Origin of the sequence: Bacillus sp. FSL R5-0585, from assembly GCF_038004545.1 — a bacterium.
Lineage (GTDB): Bacteria > Bacillota > Bacilli > Bacillales > Bacillaceae_G > Bacillus_A > Bacillus_A cereus.
Window position 1 is genome coordinate 3,771,309 of sequence record NZ_JBBORJ010000001.1, and the last position, 18,692, is coordinate 3,790,000.

Sequence of the window (18,692 nt, forward strand, 5' to 3'; positions counted from 1 at the left end):
TGAAATCGCCATGATAATGTCTTCTCAAAAACTCATATAATCATCTTACGTTATAATAAGATAAAACGTTTTTTATTTCTTAAATAATCTCTTTCTAAATACAAGCATAATCATCGCTGAAAGAACTAACGCTATGCCTGAAAGTAATATTGATGTATTCTCTTGTCCACCTGTTGCTCCTAATGCTTTCTTATTTTCTTCTTGCTTATTAACAGCTGGTTTATTTTCTTTCACAACTTGATTATTCACGTTTTGTTCTTGGACTACTGCTGATTGATTTACCGCGTCTTTTGAACCTTCAATTTCTTTTCCTGTTTCTTTTACCTTCGCTTTCGATCCTTCAACTCCTGTTGTTGGCTCTTTTACTTCTTCTTTCTCTTCTTCAACTCCTGTTGTTGGCTCTTTTACTTCTTCTTTCTCTTCTTCAACTTCTTTTGTTGGCTCTTTTACTTCTTCTTTCTCTTCTTCGACTTCTTTTGTTGGCTCTTTTACTTCTTCTTTCTCTTCTTTAACTTCTTTTGTTGGTTCTTTTACTTCTTCTTTCTCTTCTTCAACTTCTTTTGTTGGCTCTTTTACTTCTTCTTTCTCTTCTTCAACTTCTTTTGTTGGCTCTTTTACTTCTTCTTTCTCTTCTTCAACTTCTTTTGTTGGCTCTTTTACTTCTTCTTTCTCTTCTTCAACTTCTTTTGTTGGCTCTTTTACTTCTTCTTTCTCTTCTTCAACTTCTTTTGTTGGCTCTTTTACTTCTTCTTTCTCTTCTTCAACTTCTTTTGTTGGCTCTTTTACTTCTTCTTTCTCTTCTTCAACTTTTTTTGTTGGCTCTTTTACTTCTTCTTTTGGTATTAATTTTTCTACTATATTCTGCATTACAATGCCACTATATAATATGCCAGTCTCATAATGATCTGCATCTAAATCAAATTCATATATTTTTTCTCCTAAAGTACGCCAAATGATTCCCTCATCAGTAAGCGTTCCACCTTCACTCTTTAGTGTAATCTTTTCAATTGGCTCTCCCTCTAAATCATATACAGAAATTTTCACTTCTTTATTTATTTCTGCATCATCCAAAATGACCTTTTGTCTTCTAACATCAATTGTTATCCACTGACCTAATTGTATTAATGGCCTTACATCACGAATCTCATTTTCAGCTAATTTTAAACTAAGTAAGTTTAGCATGGAACCAATAACCGTTACATCTTTAATATGATTGTCCGCAAGATTTAACCACTGTAAATTTTCCAATGAAGATAGTGGTGTTATATCTTCAATTTGATTATGAGATACATTCACATTATTCAATTGTTTCAAGTTTGAGATGAACTCAATATTTCTCAGGCCTACTCCTTCTAAAGTGAGGTTTTCTAAGTTCGTCATGTACTCTAAACCTGTTATATTTTTTATCTCATTTCCTTTTTCTTTAAGTATCTCTAGTTTTTTAATCTGTAATAAATCTTCTTTTGTGATAGGAGCGTTTACATTCTCTCTACCTAAATTCTCTTTATTAATATGTTGTTGTAAAGTTTTATCGAGAATTACATTTTCCTTTTGTTCATTATCCTCTTTTATTGTTTCCTTGATTTCGTCTAATCTTTCAACAACATTTTGAATTACTGTTCCATTAAACTTAATACGATTCTCTTCTGGCTTTATATCCAACTTAAATTCGTATATTTTTTCACCAGTAGTCCCCCATTTAACAGAACCATTATTAACTATCCCATCTTCACTCTTCAATTGAATAGTATCAATTGGCTCTCCTTGTAAATTATAGATAGGTATTTTAACTTCCTTATCTTTTTCTACATTATCTAAAAAGATTTTTTGTCTTTGAATATCGATATATATTCTTTTTCCTAGCTCTTGAACAGGTCTAACATCACGAATTTCATTTGAACCTAGCTTTAAATCATATAAGTCTGTTAAGTGACTAAGTGGCGTTATATCTGAAATATAGTTTTCTTCTAAATTAAGTGATTGTACAGTAGATAATCTTGATAAAGGTTCGATGTTTTCTAGTTCATTTTTAGCAAGATCTAACTCTACTAATTTTTTCATTGATGTAATATGTTCAATATTCGTAAGTCCATTGTTACTTAAAGATAAGTTTTTTACATTTTTCAATTGCTCAATTCCAGCAAGGTTATCATTACTAATTTGATTATTTGCTACAGTCAAAGTCCTTAAAGATTTCACTGTAAATAATGGTTTAATATCTTTTATATAATTACTATTTAAATCTAGCATTTTAATCTTCTTCATTTGGCTTAATGGGCTTAAATCTGAGATTTTATTGTTTCTCAAAGTTAAAAACTCAATATGCTCTAACTTAGCCAAAGGCCCAATATCTTCAAGTTCACCATAGGTTATACTTAATGATTTCAATTGTCTCAAGTCCGAGATAAATTTTATATTTTTTAACTTAACTTCTTCCAACGTTAAGTTTTCTAAGTTCGTCATATATTCTAGACCACTTACGTCTTTTATTCCTTTACTTTTAGCTTCAACGACTATTAAGGATTTAACTTTTAATAAATCTTCCTTAGTTATTGGAGTATCTAGATTCTCTCTATTCAAGTTATATTTATTAATATGCCTTTGTAATTGCTTATCTACTATTACATTCGCATCTTGTTGATCCACTTTATCCTCTTTATTTTCCTTTTGTGCTTCTGGAACATCTTTATCTAAATTCAATGTATTTACTTCAAACTGTACTTGGTACTTATTGTCATAGGCCATTGTTGGAATATAAATATGCATTCGCATATTATACCTTTTTCCTAATTCCCCTACTTCAAACTGAATCACTTTCGTTCCATTTTTCTTTTTGTCTTCTGATATTACTTTCACATCATGAAACACACCTGGAGTATGAATATCCTCTGTTTTCAAGTATTGAAAGAAATCACTATCACTTAATGTTGCTGTTACAATTTTCTTTCCATTCTCAATTGTTAATTTCGGATCCTTTATATAAACAGCTGCCATAGACTCTTCATTCGTTTTATCTTTATACGCTTTAATAACAGCGTCATATGTACCATCTTCTAAACCTTGTCCAGTTTTATTCGCCTCAATTGCTACTGCCGCTAAAGCAGGTGTTGAATACACAGCAAACGGAAGTGATAACGCCGCCGCTATAATCATTGCATTTATACGTTTTCTTTTATTTTGTTTCAACTTTACATCTCCTCCGAAATATATAATTCGAAATGTAATCATTTCTCGAATAAATGATAATGATTTTCATTATCATTGTCAACTGAAAAAATAAAAAGTTTACAAAAAAAGAACCTCTTTAAAAGAGGTTATGCCATTTTCTCACCTGATTCTTCTCTAAAAAAGCTTTTCATCGCATGAAATACGTCTGCTTTTTGCTTTAAAATATAATATCTGAAATTATCATCTTTAATATTTTTATAGGCTGACATGAGTGTACTATGGCGGTTATACTGGTTCACTTCCCCATACCCAAACATATTACACTTCTTCATTAGCTCTTCAACAAGCTTTACACATCTAGCATTATCTGATGTTAAATTATCACCATCTGAAAAATGGAATGGATAAATATTATAGCGGTCTGGTGAATATTTATTATCGATAAGTTCTAATGCTTTTTTATATACGGAGGAACATATTGTTCCGCCACTTTCTCCTTTTGAGAAAAATTCTTCTTCTGTAACGACTTTCGCTTCTGTATGATGAGCAATAAATTCAATATCAACTGTTTCATACTTTGTGCGTAAAAATCTTGTCATCCAGAAAAAGAAGCTACGTGCCATATATTTCTCCCATATTCCCATCGATCCACTCGTATCCATCATCGCTAATACAACAGCTTTTGAATCTGGCTTTAATACTTCATTCCAAGTGCGGAACTTTAAGTCTTCTTGATGAATTGGATGAAAAGATGCTTTACCACTCATTGCATTTCGTTTATATGCGGATATCATTGTTCGTTTCTTATCGATATTTCCCCATAATCCTGTTTTTCTAATGTCATTAAATTCAACATGTTCAATCCGGTTTTCATCCATTTCTTTTCTCTTTAAATTAGGCAGTTCTAACTCTCTGAAAAACGCTTGCTCTAATTCTAAAATAGAGACTTCAGCTTCATAGTAATCTTCCCCAGCTGCATCTCCTGCTCCTTGCCCTTTTCCTGGCCCTTTTTGTTTTTGACCACCTGATCCATCTCTCGCAACGACATCACCAACTTTGCTGTCACCGTTTCCTTGCCCAACATGTTTATTTTTATCATAATTGTATCTAATCTTATATTCATCTAGAGAACGAATTGGTATTTTTACAACATCCTTGCCATTAGACATAACTATACTTTCTTCTGTTACAAGATCGGGTAAATTATTCTTAATTGCCTCTTGTACTTTTTCTTGATGGCGCTGTTGGTCGTCATATCCTTTGCGATGGAGGGACCAGTTTTCCTGTGAAATCGTATAATTTGGTTGATTTTCTTCGCCCATTCCTTTCCCTCCTTACTGTAATTGTCTTCCTGTATGAACAGCAATCTATAAATTTTGTTCTGTAATGTGCAAGCTAGAATGTTTGAAAGGTAACTGCCCACAGAAAATCATCCCATAAACATTTATAACGTTTTTCATACAATACCCCGAGCATCCTAAACAAAATTTTGCCACTCACATAATAGAAAGAAATATTCAGCCACTGATAAGAAAGAAACACAATGCATTGTTGCACATATTTTTACTTTGCAACATATTGTATTGTGTTGGCTTTTTTCGTATGAATGGTTGGTTACTCTATCATATGCATATTGTAAAAATAATTGACAATAAATTCATAAAATTGCATCTTAATTTATTACATTTGGACAAGGTATGACACTTTATACACATATGAACGGATAATAAAACGCTGTCCCGCAAAATACAAGAGACAGCGTTTTGTTATCAAACTATCTGTTTAACAAGCTACCTACATAGCGTAGTAATTCATTTGCTGAAGAAGAATTATAGCCATGCTCATCAATTAAACGCGCAACAACATCATTGATTTTCTTAAGCTGATTTTCGTCCGGCGTTTTCGTTGACGTTGTAATTTTCACTATATCTTTTAAATCAGCAAATAGTTTTTTCTGAATCGCTTCACGAAGACGTTCATGTGAATTATAATCAAAACGTTTTCCTTTACGGGCATAAGCAGAAATGCGAATTAAAATCTCTTCACGGAACGCTTTCTTAGCATTTTCTGAAATTCCAATTTGCTCTTCAATTGAGCGCATTAATTTTTCATCTGGACTCATTTCTTCTCCTGTTAACGGATCACGTAATTTCGATTTATTGCAGTACGCCTCGACGTTATCTAAGTAATTATCCATAAGCGTCTTAGCTGATTCTTCATATGAATAAACAAACGCTTTTTGTACTTCTTTCTTCGCGATTTCATCGTATTCTTTTCTCGCTAATGAGATGAAGTTCATGTAACGTTCACGGTCTTCATTACTAATGGATGGATGCTGATCTAGCCCATCTTTTAAAGATCTAAGTACATCTAACGCGTTAATAGATGGTACCTCTTTTCGAATGATTGTAGACGAAATTCGGTTAATGACATAACGAGGATCAATACCCTTCATACCTTCATCTTGATATTCGCGTTGTAATTCTTCTACATCAATCGCATTATAACCTTCTACCGTTTCTCCATCATACAAACGCATTTTTTTAATTAAATCAATATCCGGACGCTTCGGATCTTTTAAACGAGTTAAAATGGTGAACATTGCTGCAACGCGAAGTGTGTGTGGTGCAATGTGAACATTCGATACATCACTTTCACGAATCATTTTTTCATAAATATGTTCTTCTTCACTTACTCGTAAATTATAAGGAACTGGCATTACAATAATTCTTGAGTGCAATGCTTCATTTTTCTTATTTGCTATAAATGAGCGATACTCTGTTTCATTCGTATGCGCTACAATTAATTCATCTGCTGAAATAAGCGCAAATCTTCCCGCTTTGAAATTCCCTTCTTGCGTAAGCGATAATAAGTGCCATAAAAACTTCTCATCGCATTTTAACATCTCTTGGAACTCCATCATTCCTCGGTTTGCCTTATTTAATTCTCCATCAAATCGATACGCACGCGGATCTGATTCTGAACCATATTCTGCAATCGTAGAAAAGTCCAGACTACCTGTTAAATCTGCAATATCTTGTGATTTTGGATCAGACGGGCTAAATGTACCAATCCCTGTACGACGATCTTCAGAGAAGAAAATACGCTCTACAACTACATCCTCAATTCTTGATCCGTATTCTTGCTCTAAACGCATGACATTTAGTGGTGATAAATTCCCTTCAATTCTAACCCCATACTCATCAAAGAAATCATCTCGTAAATGATGTGGAATTAAATGCAGTGGATCCTCGTGCATTGGGCATCCTTTAATTGCAAAAATTGCTCCGCGATCTGTTCTTGAATATGTTTCTAATCCTCGTTTCAACATTGTAACTAACGTTGATTTCCCTCCACTAACAGGACCCATTAATAATAAAATTCTTTTTCTAACATCTAATCGTTTTGCAGATGGATGAAAATATTCCTCTACAAGACGTTCTAGAGCATCCTCTAATCCAAAGAGCTGATTACTAAAGAAGTTATACTTTCTTCTACCATCAACTTCTTCAATTCCAGCATCTTTTATCATATTGTAAATGCGAGAGTGTGCTGTTTGAGCCACCCATGGTCTTTCTTTCACAAGCTCCAAATACTCCGCAAACGTACCTTCCCATTGTAAACGTTCTTCTGCTGCTCGATGCTGTTCAATCTTTTTTAGAATATCCATTATAGCTCCTCCCCCATCTCCTTGTTCAATCGGATTATTATAAAAGGTATGCTAGGATGTCCTTAAACATTCTTTAAATCAAAACGAAATATATAATAGCACACTAAAATTCTCTCCAAAATTCAAAGAAAATTCTGTATAATATAGGTATTAACGTTTTTACACTGCTATTCATTATAAATAAATTCTTTTCTTCTAAGAACCTTACATACATTTTGGGTAATAAATAAAACTCATGAACCGAAAAAAGTAAGGAGGATATTAGTATGAAATTATTATTAATTTTAGGTGTATCACTCACATTTCTTACAGCTATTTTTACATCCGGTTACAATGACAAACCAGGTACACATAAAAAATGATGTGCTTTTAGCACATCATTTTTTTTATTTATAATACATATTTTCCATATCATATTTGGATAGTGGTCGGCTATAATAATAACCTTGTACAAGCTTCACATTCTTTTCTTTCAAAAACTGTATTTGCTCCTTTTTTTCTACTCCTTCTGCAATTACATTTAATTCTAAAGTATGAGCTAAATGAATAATTGCAGCTGTAATATTCGTATCACGTTCATCTATATGTATACCTTCCATAAAAGAACGATCAATTTTTAAAGTATCAATTGGATATGTTTTTAAATAACTTAAAGATGAATAGCCCGTTCCAAAATCATCTAAATGAATCTTTAAATTTTGCTCTTTTAATTGTAGTAACACTCTCTTCGATATATCTTTATGTATAAGAGCTCCTTCTGTAACCTCTATCGCTAATAAATGAGTTGGTACATTGTACTTATTTAAAGCCCGTGTAATCATCTCTATTAATGTAATAGAACGAAAGTGTCTAGCTGAAATATTAACTGCAATTGGGACCACATCATACCCTTTATTTAACCATTCGCGCAATTGCTGACACACTTGATTTACTACCCATTCATCCAGCTTAATAATAAATCCTGTTCTTTCTGCCAACGGAATAAATTGGTTTGGAGAAACAAATCCTAATTCCTTATTCTCCCACCTTATTAAAGCTTCCATACTAGCTATTTTTTTCGTTTCAATATTAATTTGTGGCTGATAATATAAGAAAAATTCATTTTTTTCTATAGCACGATGTAATTGATTTTCTATTATAAACCTTTGTTCACGCTCACAGTCTAATCCACTACAATAAAAATGATAATGTCCTTTTCCTTTTTCTTTTGCTTTTTCTAAAGCAGCATCGACTCTCTGAAATAGTATTTTTTCATCTTCTCCATCTGCTGGAGCCATTACAATTCCAATTGACGCGCTTAAATATACATCTTCTTCTTCGATTACAAAATATTCACTAATGTTTTTTAATATGCTTTTTGCAACTTCCTCTACATATTCTTTCGTTATATTTTCTATCAACATAACAAATTGATCATCGTGTTCTCTAAATAAGTGCATATCTTCTATTTTTAGATTGCTTAAACATTCTGTAACTTTTTGTAATACTTTATCTCCCTCTTTATGACCAAATGTATCATTAATACGATGAAACTCATCTAAATCTATAAATACAAGTGCAAAATTTACACTCTCATTTAAAAAAGTATTTAACTTATTTGTACATGAAATTCTATTCATTAATCCCGTTAACTGGTCATAGTAAGCTAAATATTCTGTTCGCATTTCGTTTAATACTTGCCTTGTAACATCTCTTGTAACAATATAAATCCCAACAATTTCACCGTTCACAATAATCGGGATAGTTCTCAAAGAAATATATAGCTCGTACCCTTCTTTATGAACATATTTCTTTGAAACAATTTGTTTTGCTTTTCCTTGCATCGATCCCTTAAATATAATTTGAAAATCTTTTTCATATTCTTTATTAATGAATTCAAAAATAAATTTATTATTTAATTCCTCATACCGGTATCCAAATATTTCATACGTTGCCGGATTTGCATATGTAACTCTCCCTATAGAATCTATAGATATAATTGAGTCATTATTATATTCCAGTAACGACTTAAATAACATTTGTTTTTCCTCTATCTCTGTCTTCTCCTCAATTTGAGCTGTAATATCTCTTGTAATACAAATAACAAATTGACATATTCCTTCTTCGTCGCAGACAGGATTAAGTGAAGATTCATAGTGTATCTCACCTTTTGGTAAATTGACTACATCACAAAAGGTGTGTGCTTTCGCTTCTCTCACTACTTTTGCATATTGCCTTTGCAATATCCCCGCTATATCTTTTGGTAATACTTCTGCAAAGGTTTTTCCATAGCACTCTTCGCTTAACCTAGCATAATCCATTCCTATTTTATTCACATACATATATTGAAACGTTTCATTATCAATAACTTTCAATATGAATACTAAATCTTGAATAGCATGTAATAATCCTTGTCTAATTAAATCCATATCTATCATACTTAAAAAGGTATTTTGATTACTATATTCTTCCTTCATATTTATCTCAACCCGTCTTATCCATTTTTAATCATATATCCCATTCTATATGATTATGTCCCCTCTTTTAAATGTATGATTATATATTATTTTTATTTTATAAAAAAAAGTCGCCATATGGCGACTTTTAATAAACGATTTCTAAATCTAATCCAGGGTAATTTTGTTGACGGAACGCTTCATAAATTAAAATTGCTGCTGTATTAGATAAATTTAATGAACGTACTTTATCTGTCATTGGAATACGTAAACAATGATCAAAGTTTTCTTCGATTACATTAGCTGGTAAGCCGTTTGTTTCTCTTCCAAATACAAAATAGTAATCCTTCTCGCGCTTGCTATAGTCAAACGCTGTATGAGCTTTCTCGCCATACTTTGTTAAATAGAAGAATTCACCGTCTTTATTTTTTTCATAAAATTCTTCAATTGAATCATAGTACGTAATTTTTACGTGCTGCCAATAATCTAATCCTGCACGCTTTAACATTTTATCATCCGTTGAAAATCCAAGCGGTCTAATCAAATGTAATTCTGTTCCAGTTGCTGCACAAGTACGAGCAATATTCCCTGTATTTGCTGGAATTTCTGGCTGATATAAAACAACATGTACTCCCACGCGATATTCACCTCTGTTTTTTGTCTACTACGTATTATACCACTTGAGCGAAAAATCTCTACCCATTAATAATATGAAAGAATTTATATTTCATTTGTGGTGTATATTTACTAGAGTCTTCATAGTTCCAATAACGTCGACGGCTATTCGCTGAATGTGCATTTACAAGCGGCATACCATCTGCATCTTTTGCTACTACAATCGTCGTATGATTCCATCTTCCGTCATCCTCGAAATCATAAGCAATGACATCTCCAAGAATAAGTTCTTCTGGCCTCTCTACCGCCTCTGCTCGAAGTCCTGTTGTAGCACCTGACAAATACCAATAAAAAGAATGTGCAACAGCCCAGCTCCAGCTCCACTGATTCTCCCTTTGCCACCATCCTTTACGAATATTAGGATATCCGCTCATAGGTACTTCTCCAGTATGAAGACATTGAGAAATGAAATTCGTACAATTATCAGGGAAATTACGATACATAGGATTTCGGTCATCCCACCAACGCTCTGCATATTTCACTGCCTCTAAACGATTATACTGATAAGAACCGTACTTCTCTTTCGTAATTTCCCTTTCTAATGTCTCACCCATTCTAATTTCTTCTGACACTTCAATAGCATAATCGCCTATAATCCGACTATTATTTAAACAAACTCTTCGTTTTAATTGTTCCTCTTCAATATAAAATAATTCTTTATGCTTAATTAAATATTTAAAATGTATTTGATAATCAATTTCTTGATGGTCATTACTATTTAATTGTCTAATGAAAGAAACATCCGCAGTTGCTTTCACTATATGTGCACTACGTCTTTGAAACAATTGTTTCTTTCTCATTGCCATTTGTAGTAAATCCTCAGCAATACCATCCACATTCGTTCTTTTCTCCGTTATATATGCTAAAAATTGTTGTACTTGGTTTTCAATCTTCGTTTTTACAACCATTCTGTCTCCCTCCCATATTACAATATGAAAAAGGGAAATATTATCTACTCTTTTTTCTGTGCTAACAATTCAAGCCCGCGATTCATTTCATGAAGCACTTCTTCATCTTTCTCACGTTCCATCGCTTTCTCAATCGCTTCGCCTACTCCATCTCCGCCAATTTTCCCAAGTGCCCATGCTGCCGTTCCGCGTAGTACTGGTCTTGGGTCATCTTTCATAACACCAATTAAATCAGGAATTGCCGATGTTTCTTTAAAATGTGCTAATGCTAAAATCGCATTTCTTTGCAGTGGCTTTTTCCCTCTCCATGACCCTGACATAATCCCATATTTCTCTTTAAAATCACGATTACTAATTGTTAAAAGTGGCGTTAATAATGGTTTAACTAGCTCAGGATCCGGCTCCATCTCAGGATGATTATGAAAATCCATTCCTTTGTTTTTCGGGCAAACAGTCTGACACGTATCACATCCATATATACGATTTCCTATTTTATCGCGATATTCTTCAGGTAGGAATCCTTTCGTCTGTGTTAAAAACGCAATGCACTTCTTCGAATCTAACTGTCCCCCCTGTATTAAAGCACCGGTAGGACAAATATCGATACATTTCGTACAGCCCCCGCATTGATCTTCTATCGGCTTATCTGGCGGGAATGGAACATTTGTAATCATTTCCCCTAAGTATACGTACGAACCAAATTCAGGTGTAATAATAGAGCAGTTTTTACCGCTCCATCCAATGCCTGCACGCTCTGATACAGCTCGATCACTTAATTCACCTGTATCAACCATGGACTTCACTTCTATATCCGGAAGTTTTTCAATTAAATATGCTTCTAATTTTTGCAAACGATCTCGTAAAACAAGATGATAATCTTGTCCCCAAGAAGCACGACAAAAAATCCCACGGCGTTCTCCACGCTTACTTAATGGTGCATTTTTTAATTTTGAAGGATATGCTAAAGCAATCGCAATAATTGATTTAGCACCCGGTAATAACAGTTGCGGATTCGTTCTCTTCTCTATATCAGGCTCTTCAAATCCAGATTGATAATTTAATTGTTGTTGCTGGATTAAGCGCTGCTTTAATTCCTCAAAAGGAGAAGCACTCGCAAAGCCTATTTTATCTATACCAATTGTTTTACTATACGCAATTACATCTTGCTTTAATTGTTCAAAATCCACTCTTAATCGCCTCCTCAGATGAATCCATCCCTTATGTAACGACTCTATTGGTTAGTAATTCACTTTTGGAATACTATTATTTACTTCTATTTTCGCATGTAATTAGGTTTTTCAAACATTAAAAAACGCAATGCCTCGTTTATCTCGGAAACGAAACACTGCGTTGATCACAATTTATAGAAAAACATTTAATAAAATTTGGAGCGGGTGAAGAGAATCGAACTCTCGACCAGAGCTTGGAAGGCTCTTGTTTTACCACTAAACTACACCCGCAAATATGAATTACATATAAGATATTAGAATAACTTATGTAAAGTAGTATAGCATGTAAAAAAAGTAGAGGCAAGAATTTTATCGAAAAAAGTCGAAAAAGTGATGAGAGACCTCATCACTTTTTCAATTCTTTATCAATTGCCTTCTTCATACTATCGAAATCAGGGTTTGCAAGATTTCCGTTTATATATACAGAAGGAGCACCTTGAACTTTTAATTTTTGAGCACGATCTGAATCTTTACGTACTTTTTCTTTAATGTCTTTACTGTGTAAATCTTTCTTAAATTGCTCTACATCAACTTTTGGAAGTTTCTCTTTCACAATGCTAAGAAGCAAATCTTCTGTAATCCATTCTTCCGTATCTTTCTTTTGATTTTGATAAATCTCATCATAGAAAATCCAGAATGAATCTTTATCTTGTTTATAAATTGCTTCACCAGCTGCTGCACCTAAATCCGAGTCTTTTCCGATAAATGGGAAGTTAATAAAATATAACTGCACTTTGCCTTTATCAATATACTCTTCTTTTAATCGAGGTAATACTGTTACATCCCAAGTACGACAAGCAGGACATTTAAAGTCTCCAAATTCAACTACCTTAACTGGAGCATCATCTTTCCCTAAAGATTGTTGCGTAGAATAAGCAAACATCTCATTCCCTTTATCTTTTTTGTCATTTATGATGCTATACGCAATTGTTCCAATTACAATCAATACTGCGATAGAAAAAACTATACCAAGAGCCATGAGTTTATTTGATTTCATATACATTCCTCTTTAAATTCATATTCTGTATACAGCATTGTACACAATACACATAATATCAACACTTATATACGTCACGCAATGAACACGCTCACATAAATTACAAAAACACAATAATTGTGACGATATTGTGTCACAATTTGTCACAATTTATTCAAAAAAAAGAAGCTCCTCTGTAGGAACTTCTCTTAACTTACTGCTTTTTTACGCGCGCTATTTAACATCGACTGCTCTATTTTTATATCATGACGAATTACTAATTTCTCACTAACTGCTTGAACATACTCATCATGGCTTATATAGCCTTCTTTCTCCATTAGTCTCAAAACGACATTTCGTCTCTCTACTGCTTTATCATAGTTTTGGGCAGGTGAGTAATAAGCAGGTGCTTTTACTACAGCAGCCATCATTGCACTTTCAGCCAACGTTAATTGGTTCACCTTTTTACCGAAGTAAAGGTTTGCTGCTTTTTCAATTCCCCACGCTCCTTCTCCATAATAAATATTACTTACATATAATTTTAAAATTTCATCCTTCGTAAATGTGCGTTCAATTTTTTTCGTATAAAAAATCTCTTTCCACTTACGAGAAAATGTACGTTCATTTGTTAAAAAGGCATTTTTAGATAGCTGTTGTGTAATCGTGCTTCCTCCTTGCACGACACCACCAGCCTTTATATTCTCAACTGAGGCTCTAATAATTGCTATATAATCTAAACCGTTATGATGATAAAATCTTTTATCTTCTGTCGCAATAAATGCATGTGTTAATGATTCTGGCACCTCTAACTTAGCCGGTACATGTAATTTACTAATATCACTTTTCTCAATCATTACATTTCCAATGAATAATAACGTACAACTTAACAATAATAATAATATAATGGCTTTATAAAAAAGTTTAGTCATTGGATTTAATGCAACTTTTTGATGATAGTTCACCCTAGATAATACTCGTTCTTTCATCTTGAACACCTCTTTTCCACACAGCATATAACTCTTACTTTAAGAATACATTGTTGTAAAAAAATATCCCATCGATTTCTCTTACACGTACCTTACATCATTGTAAGGTATAAAGTGAAACTTTAATGAGCCCTCATCAATCAGGCTTACTGCCCAGCAAATAGTGGGATAAAAAAGTATTGTATCACAGTATTTTTTTATCTACTATTCATCTGAAATATTGAATATAGGTTATGTTAAAGCACGAATAACCAATAAAAGAGAAACCCTTAAGACTATTATATTTTCACTTTACACTTTAATTATATCATCTACAAATATATATACTTTTGACTATCTAGTAATCTAAATGTATATAACATATAGATTTATTATACAGAACAAGCGTTCTACAAATCAATACTAGTGCTATTATTATTTTGACCTTTTTCTTAAACAGTATACAAAAAAAGAGTAGTGATTCGAATGTATCTCAAATCGGCTACTCTTTTCTTTACAATCTTCCTATTAAATTATAAGGCTGTACTTCCCACGTTTCATACGGAATAAACTGTGTTGCTCTCATTGCATCAAGCGTTCTAGATTTCATATGAGGACGCGTTATATACTCATCTATGTTTTCTTCATTTAAATCAACAAATTTAGCCTCTTGTATTTCTTCAGGTTGAATTTTTATTTCACCACTTATATATGCTACTTTAAAAACAACAGCTAGAATATGCATAGAAGTATTATAATAAACGCCTGTAATTCCGATAGGCTTCACCGTTAACCCTGTTTCCTCTTTTATTTCCCTACAGACAGCTTGATCGAGCGCTTCGCCTTCTTCTACCTGTCCTCCTGGCAACTCCCACGTATCAGCTCGCCAGTGCACTTTTGTTAATAACACTTCATTTTTTTCATTTGTTAAATAACCTGCTACAGCAACGATATGCTTTGGTGTCTTATGTTCCATATTAAGCCTCCTAGAGATAATGAATATTTTATATATCCCTATAATCATATTCCCTACCTACAACAAAATACCTTTAATACTTCATCACCTTAATTAACTTCATAAAAAAGACCCTATCCGCTAAGCGAAAAGGGTCATCTATCGTATTACTCTCCTAAGTCTACGTTGTGATAAACTTGTTGAACATCTTCTAAATCTTCTAATGCATCAACCATTTTCTCAAATTGTGCTTGAGCATCTTCAGGAAGTGTTACATCACTTTGTGCAAGCATTGTTAATTCTGCAACTGTAAACTCCTCAACGCCAGCACCTTTAAGTGCAGATTGTACTGCATGGAATTGATCTGGTTCAGCATACACGATAACAGAATCTTCTTCTTCTAGAATGTCACGTGCATCTACATCTGCTTCCATTAAAATTTCAAGAACTTCATCTGATGTTTTACCTTCAAGGCCGATAACAGCTGTCGCATCAAACATGTAAGCTACAGAACCGTTCACACCCATATTACCACTGTTTTTGCTAAATGCAGCTCGTACATCTGCTGCAGTACGGTTTACGTTATTTGTAAGTGTATCTACAATAACCATAGCTCCATTTGGTCCGAATCCTTCATAACGAAGCTCGTCATAATTTTCTTCTGAACCGCCTTTTGCTTTTTCAACTGCACGATCAATAATTGTTCTTGGAACATTGTATGTTTTCGCACGCTCTAATACAACTCTTAGTGCTTGGTTTGATTCTGGATCTGGCTCGCCTTGTTTTGCTGCCACATAAATTTCACGCCCAAATTTCGCGTATATACGGCTTGTATTTGCATCTTTTGATGCTTTTTTGTCTTTAATATTGTTCCATTTACGGCCCATACTTTCCACTCTCTTTCCCGTTTTAAATCTACATAAAAATATTAATATGAAATATATTGTGTGTTCAACACATTTTTAAAAGAAATATAAAAAGTTCATTTTTGATTCATATTACAGACATAATATAAATCACTATCATTTTGTTCTTTCGACAAGTTATATTATACATGAATTCCTACGTTTATTACGAATTTTAGAAGCACATAGTATAATTTAACAAAAAGACTCTAACATTTCTGTTAGAGTCTTTTTATATTGCCAATAACGATTTCCATATTATTCCCATAATTGTTTTCTATTGTTGTATAATAAAAACAGGAAAAAATTTAAAGAAAAGATGGAGGGTGAATTATGACACATTCAAAAGACAAAAAATCACATGCTTTTAAAGGAATTAGAGAAAAATTAAACCCAACTATCTATCAAGTGAGATTCATGAAATTAGATGAACCAATTCGATTTGAGTCGTTTTCTGAATTAAAGGAATTAGGAGACTGGTTGAGTACTTCAACGCACATGTGGTCATGCCACTCAACTATGTACAAATACAACAGAGAAGAGTTTGAAAAGAAGTTCTTAGAAATTACGAAATTAACAGCTGATCATGTACTAATATCTACTGGTGGCGTCGGATTTAACTTCATGTCACCAGGTTGGAGAAATTCTCTATAAAATAATGAAATTATATAAAGGGATAAAAATTTATCCCTTTATTGTTTTGTAGTTTTCCCCAACTGTATCGCATGTACTAAATGAATAGTTTACCTTAATCATTTATAACCATTTCACCAACACACCATTTTTGCTTATTTTATAGTGTGATGAAAACATAAAAAGACTCTACACATTTGGTGTAGAGTCTTTTATTACGCCGTTCATGATACCGATGGTCGGGGTCGAACCGACACTCCCGAAGGAACACGATTTTGAGTCGTGCGCGTCTGCCAATTCCGCCACATCGGCACAAAAGAAAAGGCGGCAACCGGATTTGAACCGGTGATAAAGGTTTTGCAGACCTCTGCCTTACCACTTGGCTATGCCGCCATATTAAATTTTATTGGAGCGGAAGACGGGATTCGAACCCGCGACCCCAACCTTGGCAAGGTTGTATTCTACCACTGAACTACTTCCGCAAAAATGGCTGGGCTAGCTGGATTCGAACCAGCGCATGACGGAGTCAAAGTCCGTTGCCTTACCGCTTGGCTATAGCCCATCGAATTCTTACTTAATTATATGTAAGTATCCATTAGATTATTTGTAATTTTTAAAATAAAAATGGGGCGACTGATGGGAATCGAACCCACGAATGCCGGAGCCACAATCCGGTGCGTTAACCACTTCGCCACAACCGCCATGTTTTGTAAATATATTTGGCAGGGGCAGTAGGAATCGAACCCACACTGGAGGTTTTGGAGACCTCAGTTCTACCTTTAAACTATGCCCCTATGTAAATGGTGGAGGGGGGCAGATTCGAACTGCCGAACCCGAAGGAGCGGATTTACAGTCCGCCGCGTTTAGCCACTTCGCTACCCCTCCGAAACTTACATGGTGCCGGCTAGAGGACTTGAACCCCCAACCTACTGATTACAAGTCAGTTGCTCTACCAATTGAGCTAAGCCGGCGTATTTTATTAAAATAAATGGTGGCTCGGGACGGAATCGAACCGCCGACACGAGGATTTTCAGTCCTCTGCTCTACCGACTGAGCTACCGAGCCTTATTAAAATGGCGGTCCCGACCGGGGTCGAACCGGCGATCTCCTGCGTGACAGGCAGGCATGTTAACCACTACACCACGGGACCATTTGGTTGCGGGGACAGGATTTGAACCTGCGACCTTCGGGTTATGAGCCCGACGAGCTACCGTGCTGCTCCACCCCGCGATAATACTATTCATATAAAATTTATATGGTGGAGGATGACGGGATCGAACCGCCGACCCCCTGCTTGTAAGGCAGGTGCTCTCCCAGCTGAGCTAATCCTCCAAAGTGGTGACCCGTACGGGATTCGAACCCGTGTTACCGCCGTGAAAGGGCGGTGTCTTAACCACTTGACCAACGGGCCAAATATTATAAATCCTATGGCGGAGAGCAAGGGATTCGAACCCTTGATACGCTTGTGACGTATACACGATTTCCAATCGTGCTCCTTCGGCCAACTCGGACAGCTCTCCAATGGCTCCGCAGGTAGGAATCGAACCTACGACCGATCGGTTAACAGCCGATAGCTCTACCGCTGAGCTACTGCGGAATAATATTGCCTGGCAACGTCCTACTCTCACAGGGACAAGGTCCCAACTACCATCGGCGCTAGAGAGCTTAACTTCCGTGTTCGGTATGGGAACGGGTGTGACCTCTCTGCCATCATTACCAGACATTATTCTTTTGAGACAATCATTATTATAACTCATTTACTTTAAAAGTCAATAAGTTTTTTATGTTCTCTCAAAACTAGATAACATTGCTACATATTATATGGTTAAGTCCTCGATCTATTAGTATTCGTCAGCTCCACATGTCACCATGCTTCCACCTCGAACCTATCAACCTGATCATCTTTCAGGGATCTTACTAGCTTACGCTATGGGAAATCTCATCTTGAGGGGGGCTTCATGCTTAGATGCTTTCAGCACTTATCCCTTCCGCACATAGCTACCCAGCTATGCCCTTGGCAGAACAACTGGTACACCAGCGGTGCGTCCATCCCGGTCCTCTCGTACTAAGGACAGCTCCTCTCAAATTTCCTACGCCCACGACGGATAGGGACCGAACTGTCTCACGACGTTCTGAACCCAGCTCGCGTACCGCTTTAATGGGCGAACAGCCC

The 18,692-nt window shown here is 34.8% G+C and carries 12 protein-coding genes, 16 tRNA genes and 2 rRNA genes (1 of these 30 only partly in view); 1 reads left to right on the forward strand and 29 read right to left on the reverse strand.

The window, feature by feature from the left end:
* Positions 1–72: 72 nt before the first annotated feature.
* The 12 genes from MKY38_RS19470 to MKY38_RS19525 all read right to left on the reverse strand — a co-directional run bounded on the left by MKY38_RS19470 (position 73) and on the right by MKY38_RS19525 (position 15,868).
* A complete protein-coding gene (locus MKY38_RS19470; protein ID WP_341049489.1) occupies positions 73–3,186 on the reverse strand; it encodes a leucine-rich repeat domain-containing protein in 3,114 nt (1,037 codons plus the stop codon).
* A 128-nt stretch (positions 3,187–3,314) separates the two neighbouring features.
* Entirely contained in the window at positions 3,315–4,490 is a 1,176-nt protein-coding gene (gene yhbH / locus MKY38_RS19475) for a sporulation protein YhbH (protein WP_000503519.1), read from the reverse strand.
* 452 nt (positions 4,491–4,942) lie between these two features.
* A complete protein-coding gene (locus MKY38_RS19480; protein WP_000353273.1) occupies positions 4,943–6,838 on the reverse strand; it encodes a PrkA family serine protein kinase in 1,896 nt (631 codons plus the stop codon).
* A gap of 386 nt (positions 6,839–7,224) precedes the next feature.
* A complete protein-coding gene (locus MKY38_RS19485) occupies positions 7,225–9,294 on the reverse strand; it encodes a sensor domain-containing protein (protein ID WP_044307500.1) in 2,070 nt (689 codons plus the stop codon).
* Positions 9,295–9,421: 127 nt separating this feature from the next.
* Positions 9,422–9,910: a tRNA (uridine(34)/cytosine(34)/5-carboxymethylaminomethyluridine(34)-2'-O)-methyltransferase TrmL gene (gene trmL / locus MKY38_RS19490; RefSeq protein WP_000538147.1), complete on the reverse strand. Its 489-nt coding sequence runs from the start codon at positions 9,908–9,910 to the stop codon at positions 9,422–9,424.
* 58 nt (positions 9,911–9,968) lie between these two features.
* A complete protein-coding gene (locus MKY38_RS19495; protein WP_000260594.1) occupies positions 9,969–10,856 on the reverse strand; it encodes an amidase domain-containing protein in 888 nt (295 codons plus the stop codon).
* A 44-nt stretch (positions 10,857–10,900) separates the two neighbouring features.
* Entirely contained in the window at positions 10,901–12,043 is a 1,143-nt protein-coding gene (gene queG / locus MKY38_RS19500) for a tRNA epoxyqueuosine(34) reductase QueG (RefSeq protein ID WP_000345216.1), read from the reverse strand.
* 199 nt (positions 12,044–12,242) lie between these two features.
* Positions 12,243–12,316, reverse strand: a tRNA-Gly gene (locus tag MKY38_RS19505).
* A 115-nt stretch (positions 12,317–12,431) separates the two neighbouring features.
* Complete coding sequence (locus tag MKY38_RS19510) at positions 12,432–13,082, reverse strand: DsbA family protein (RefSeq protein WP_341049492.1); 651 nt, start codon at positions 13,080–13,082, stop codon at positions 12,432–12,434.
* Positions 13,083–13,270: 188 nt separating this feature from the next.
* Positions 13,271–14,047, reverse strand: coding sequence for a transglycosylase domain-containing protein (locus tag MKY38_RS19515; protein WP_000664715.1), 777 nt, complete (start codon positions 14,045–14,047; stop codon positions 13,271–13,273).
* Between the two features lie 493 nt (positions 14,048–14,540).
* A complete protein-coding gene (locus MKY38_RS19520) occupies positions 14,541–15,002 on the reverse strand; it encodes an NUDIX hydrolase (RefSeq protein ID WP_341049496.1) in 462 nt (153 codons plus the stop codon).
* Positions 15,003–15,148: 146 nt separating this feature from the next.
* Positions 15,149–15,868: a YebC/PmpR family DNA-binding transcriptional regulator gene (locus MKY38_RS19525; RefSeq protein WP_000532952.1), complete on the reverse strand. Its 720-nt coding sequence runs from the start codon at positions 15,866–15,868 to the stop codon at positions 15,149–15,151.
* Positions 15,869–16,219: 351 nt separating this feature from the next.
* On the opposite strand from MKY38_RS19525, the gene MKY38_RS19530 reads away from it, so the two are divergent.
* A complete protein-coding gene (locus MKY38_RS19530) occupies positions 16,220–16,540 on the forward strand; it encodes a DUF3884 family protein (protein ID WP_000149746.1) in 321 nt (106 codons plus the stop codon).
* A gap of 209 nt (positions 16,541–16,749) precedes the next feature.
* Here the strand turns inward: MKY38_RS19530 and MKY38_RS19535 are convergent.
* The 17 genes from MKY38_RS19535 to MKY38_RS19615 all read right to left on the reverse strand — a co-directional run.
* Positions 16,750–16,831 (reverse strand) — tRNA-Leu (locus tag MKY38_RS19535).
* Positions 16,832–16,841: 10 nt separating this feature from the next.
* Positions 16,842–16,912: transfer RNA gene (locus MKY38_RS19540), tRNA-Cys, on the reverse strand.
* A gap of 14 nt (positions 16,913–16,926) precedes the next feature.
* A tRNA-Gly gene (locus MKY38_RS19545) sits at positions 16,927–17,001 on the reverse strand.
* Between the two features lie 5 nt (positions 17,002–17,006).
* Positions 17,007–17,081 (reverse strand) — tRNA-Gln (locus tag MKY38_RS19550).
* Positions 17,082–17,144: 63 nt separating this feature from the next.
* Positions 17,145–17,220: transfer RNA gene (locus MKY38_RS19555), tRNA-His, on the reverse strand.
* A 19-nt stretch (positions 17,221–17,239) separates the two neighbouring features.
* A tRNA-Trp gene (locus MKY38_RS19560) sits at positions 17,240–17,313 on the reverse strand.
* Between the two features lie 7 nt (positions 17,314–17,320).
* Positions 17,321–17,404, reverse strand: a tRNA-Tyr gene (locus tag MKY38_RS19565).
* Between the two features lie 10 nt (positions 17,405–17,414).
* Positions 17,415–17,490: transfer RNA gene (locus MKY38_RS19570), tRNA-Thr, on the reverse strand.
* An 18-nt stretch (positions 17,491–17,508) separates the two neighbouring features.
* A tRNA-Phe gene (locus MKY38_RS19575) sits at positions 17,509–17,584 on the reverse strand.
* A 9-nt stretch (positions 17,585–17,593) separates the two neighbouring features.
* Positions 17,594–17,669 (reverse strand) — tRNA-Asp (locus tag MKY38_RS19580).
* 3 nt (positions 17,670–17,672) lie between these two features.
* Positions 17,673–17,749: transfer RNA gene (locus MKY38_RS19585), tRNA-Met, on the reverse strand.
* A gap of 26 nt (positions 17,750–17,775) precedes the next feature.
* Positions 17,776–17,851: transfer RNA gene (locus MKY38_RS19590), tRNA-Val, on the reverse strand.
* Positions 17,852–17,855: 4 nt separating this feature from the next.
* A tRNA-Glu gene (locus MKY38_RS19595) sits at positions 17,856–17,930 on the reverse strand.
* Positions 17,931–17,947: 17 nt separating this feature from the next.
* Positions 17,948–18,039, reverse strand: a tRNA-Ser gene (locus MKY38_RS19600).
* A 2-nt stretch (positions 18,040–18,041) separates the two neighbouring features.
* Positions 18,042–18,116: transfer RNA gene (locus MKY38_RS19605), tRNA-Asn, on the reverse strand.
* Positions 18,117–18,124: 8 nt separating this feature from the next.
* A 5S ribosomal RNA gene (gene rrf / locus MKY38_RS19610) occupies positions 18,125–18,240 on the reverse strand.
* Between the two features lie 100 nt (positions 18,241–18,340).
* Positions 18,341–18,692: ribosomal RNA gene (locus MKY38_RS19615) — 23S ribosomal RNA — on the reverse strand; it runs 2,570 nt beyond the window's last position.

Bases quoted from the DNA above. Each gene is read 5' to 3' on its own strand.
- MKY38_RS19525 (WP_000532952.1), bottom strand. From the start codon at position 15,868: ATGGGCCGTAAATGGAACAATATTAAAGACAAAAAAGCATCAAAAGAT.
- MKY38_RS19480 (WP_000353273.1), bottom strand. From the start codon at position 6,838: ATGGATATTCTAAAAAAGATTGAACAGCATCGAGCAGCAGAAGAACGT.
- MKY38_RS19530 (WP_000149746.1), top strand. From the start codon at position 16,220: ATGACACATTCAAAAGACAAAAAATCACATGCTTTTAAAGGAATTAGA.
- MKY38_RS19520 (WP_341049496.1), bottom strand. From the start codon at position 15,002: ATGGAACATAAGACACCAAAGCATATCGTTGCTGTAGCAGGTTATTTA.
- MKY38_RS19515 (WP_000664715.1), bottom strand. From the start codon at position 14,047: ATGAAAGAACGAGTATTATCTAGGGTGAACTATCATCAAAAAGTTGCA.
- MKY38_RS19485 (WP_044307500.1), bottom strand. From the start codon at position 9,294: ATGAAGGAAGAATATAGTAATCAAAATACCTTTTTAAGTATGATAGAT.
- MKY38_RS19495 (WP_000260594.1), bottom strand. From the start codon at position 10,856: ATGGTTGTAAAAACGAAGATTGAAAACCAAGTACAACAATTTTTAGCA.
- yhbH (WP_000503519.1), bottom strand. From the start codon at position 4,490: ATGGGCGAAGAAAATCAACCAAATTATACGATTTCACAGGAAAACTGG.
- MKY38_RS19510 (WP_341049492.1), bottom strand. From the start codon at position 13,082: ATGAAATCAAATAAACTCATGGCTCTTGGTATAGTTTTTTCTATCGCA.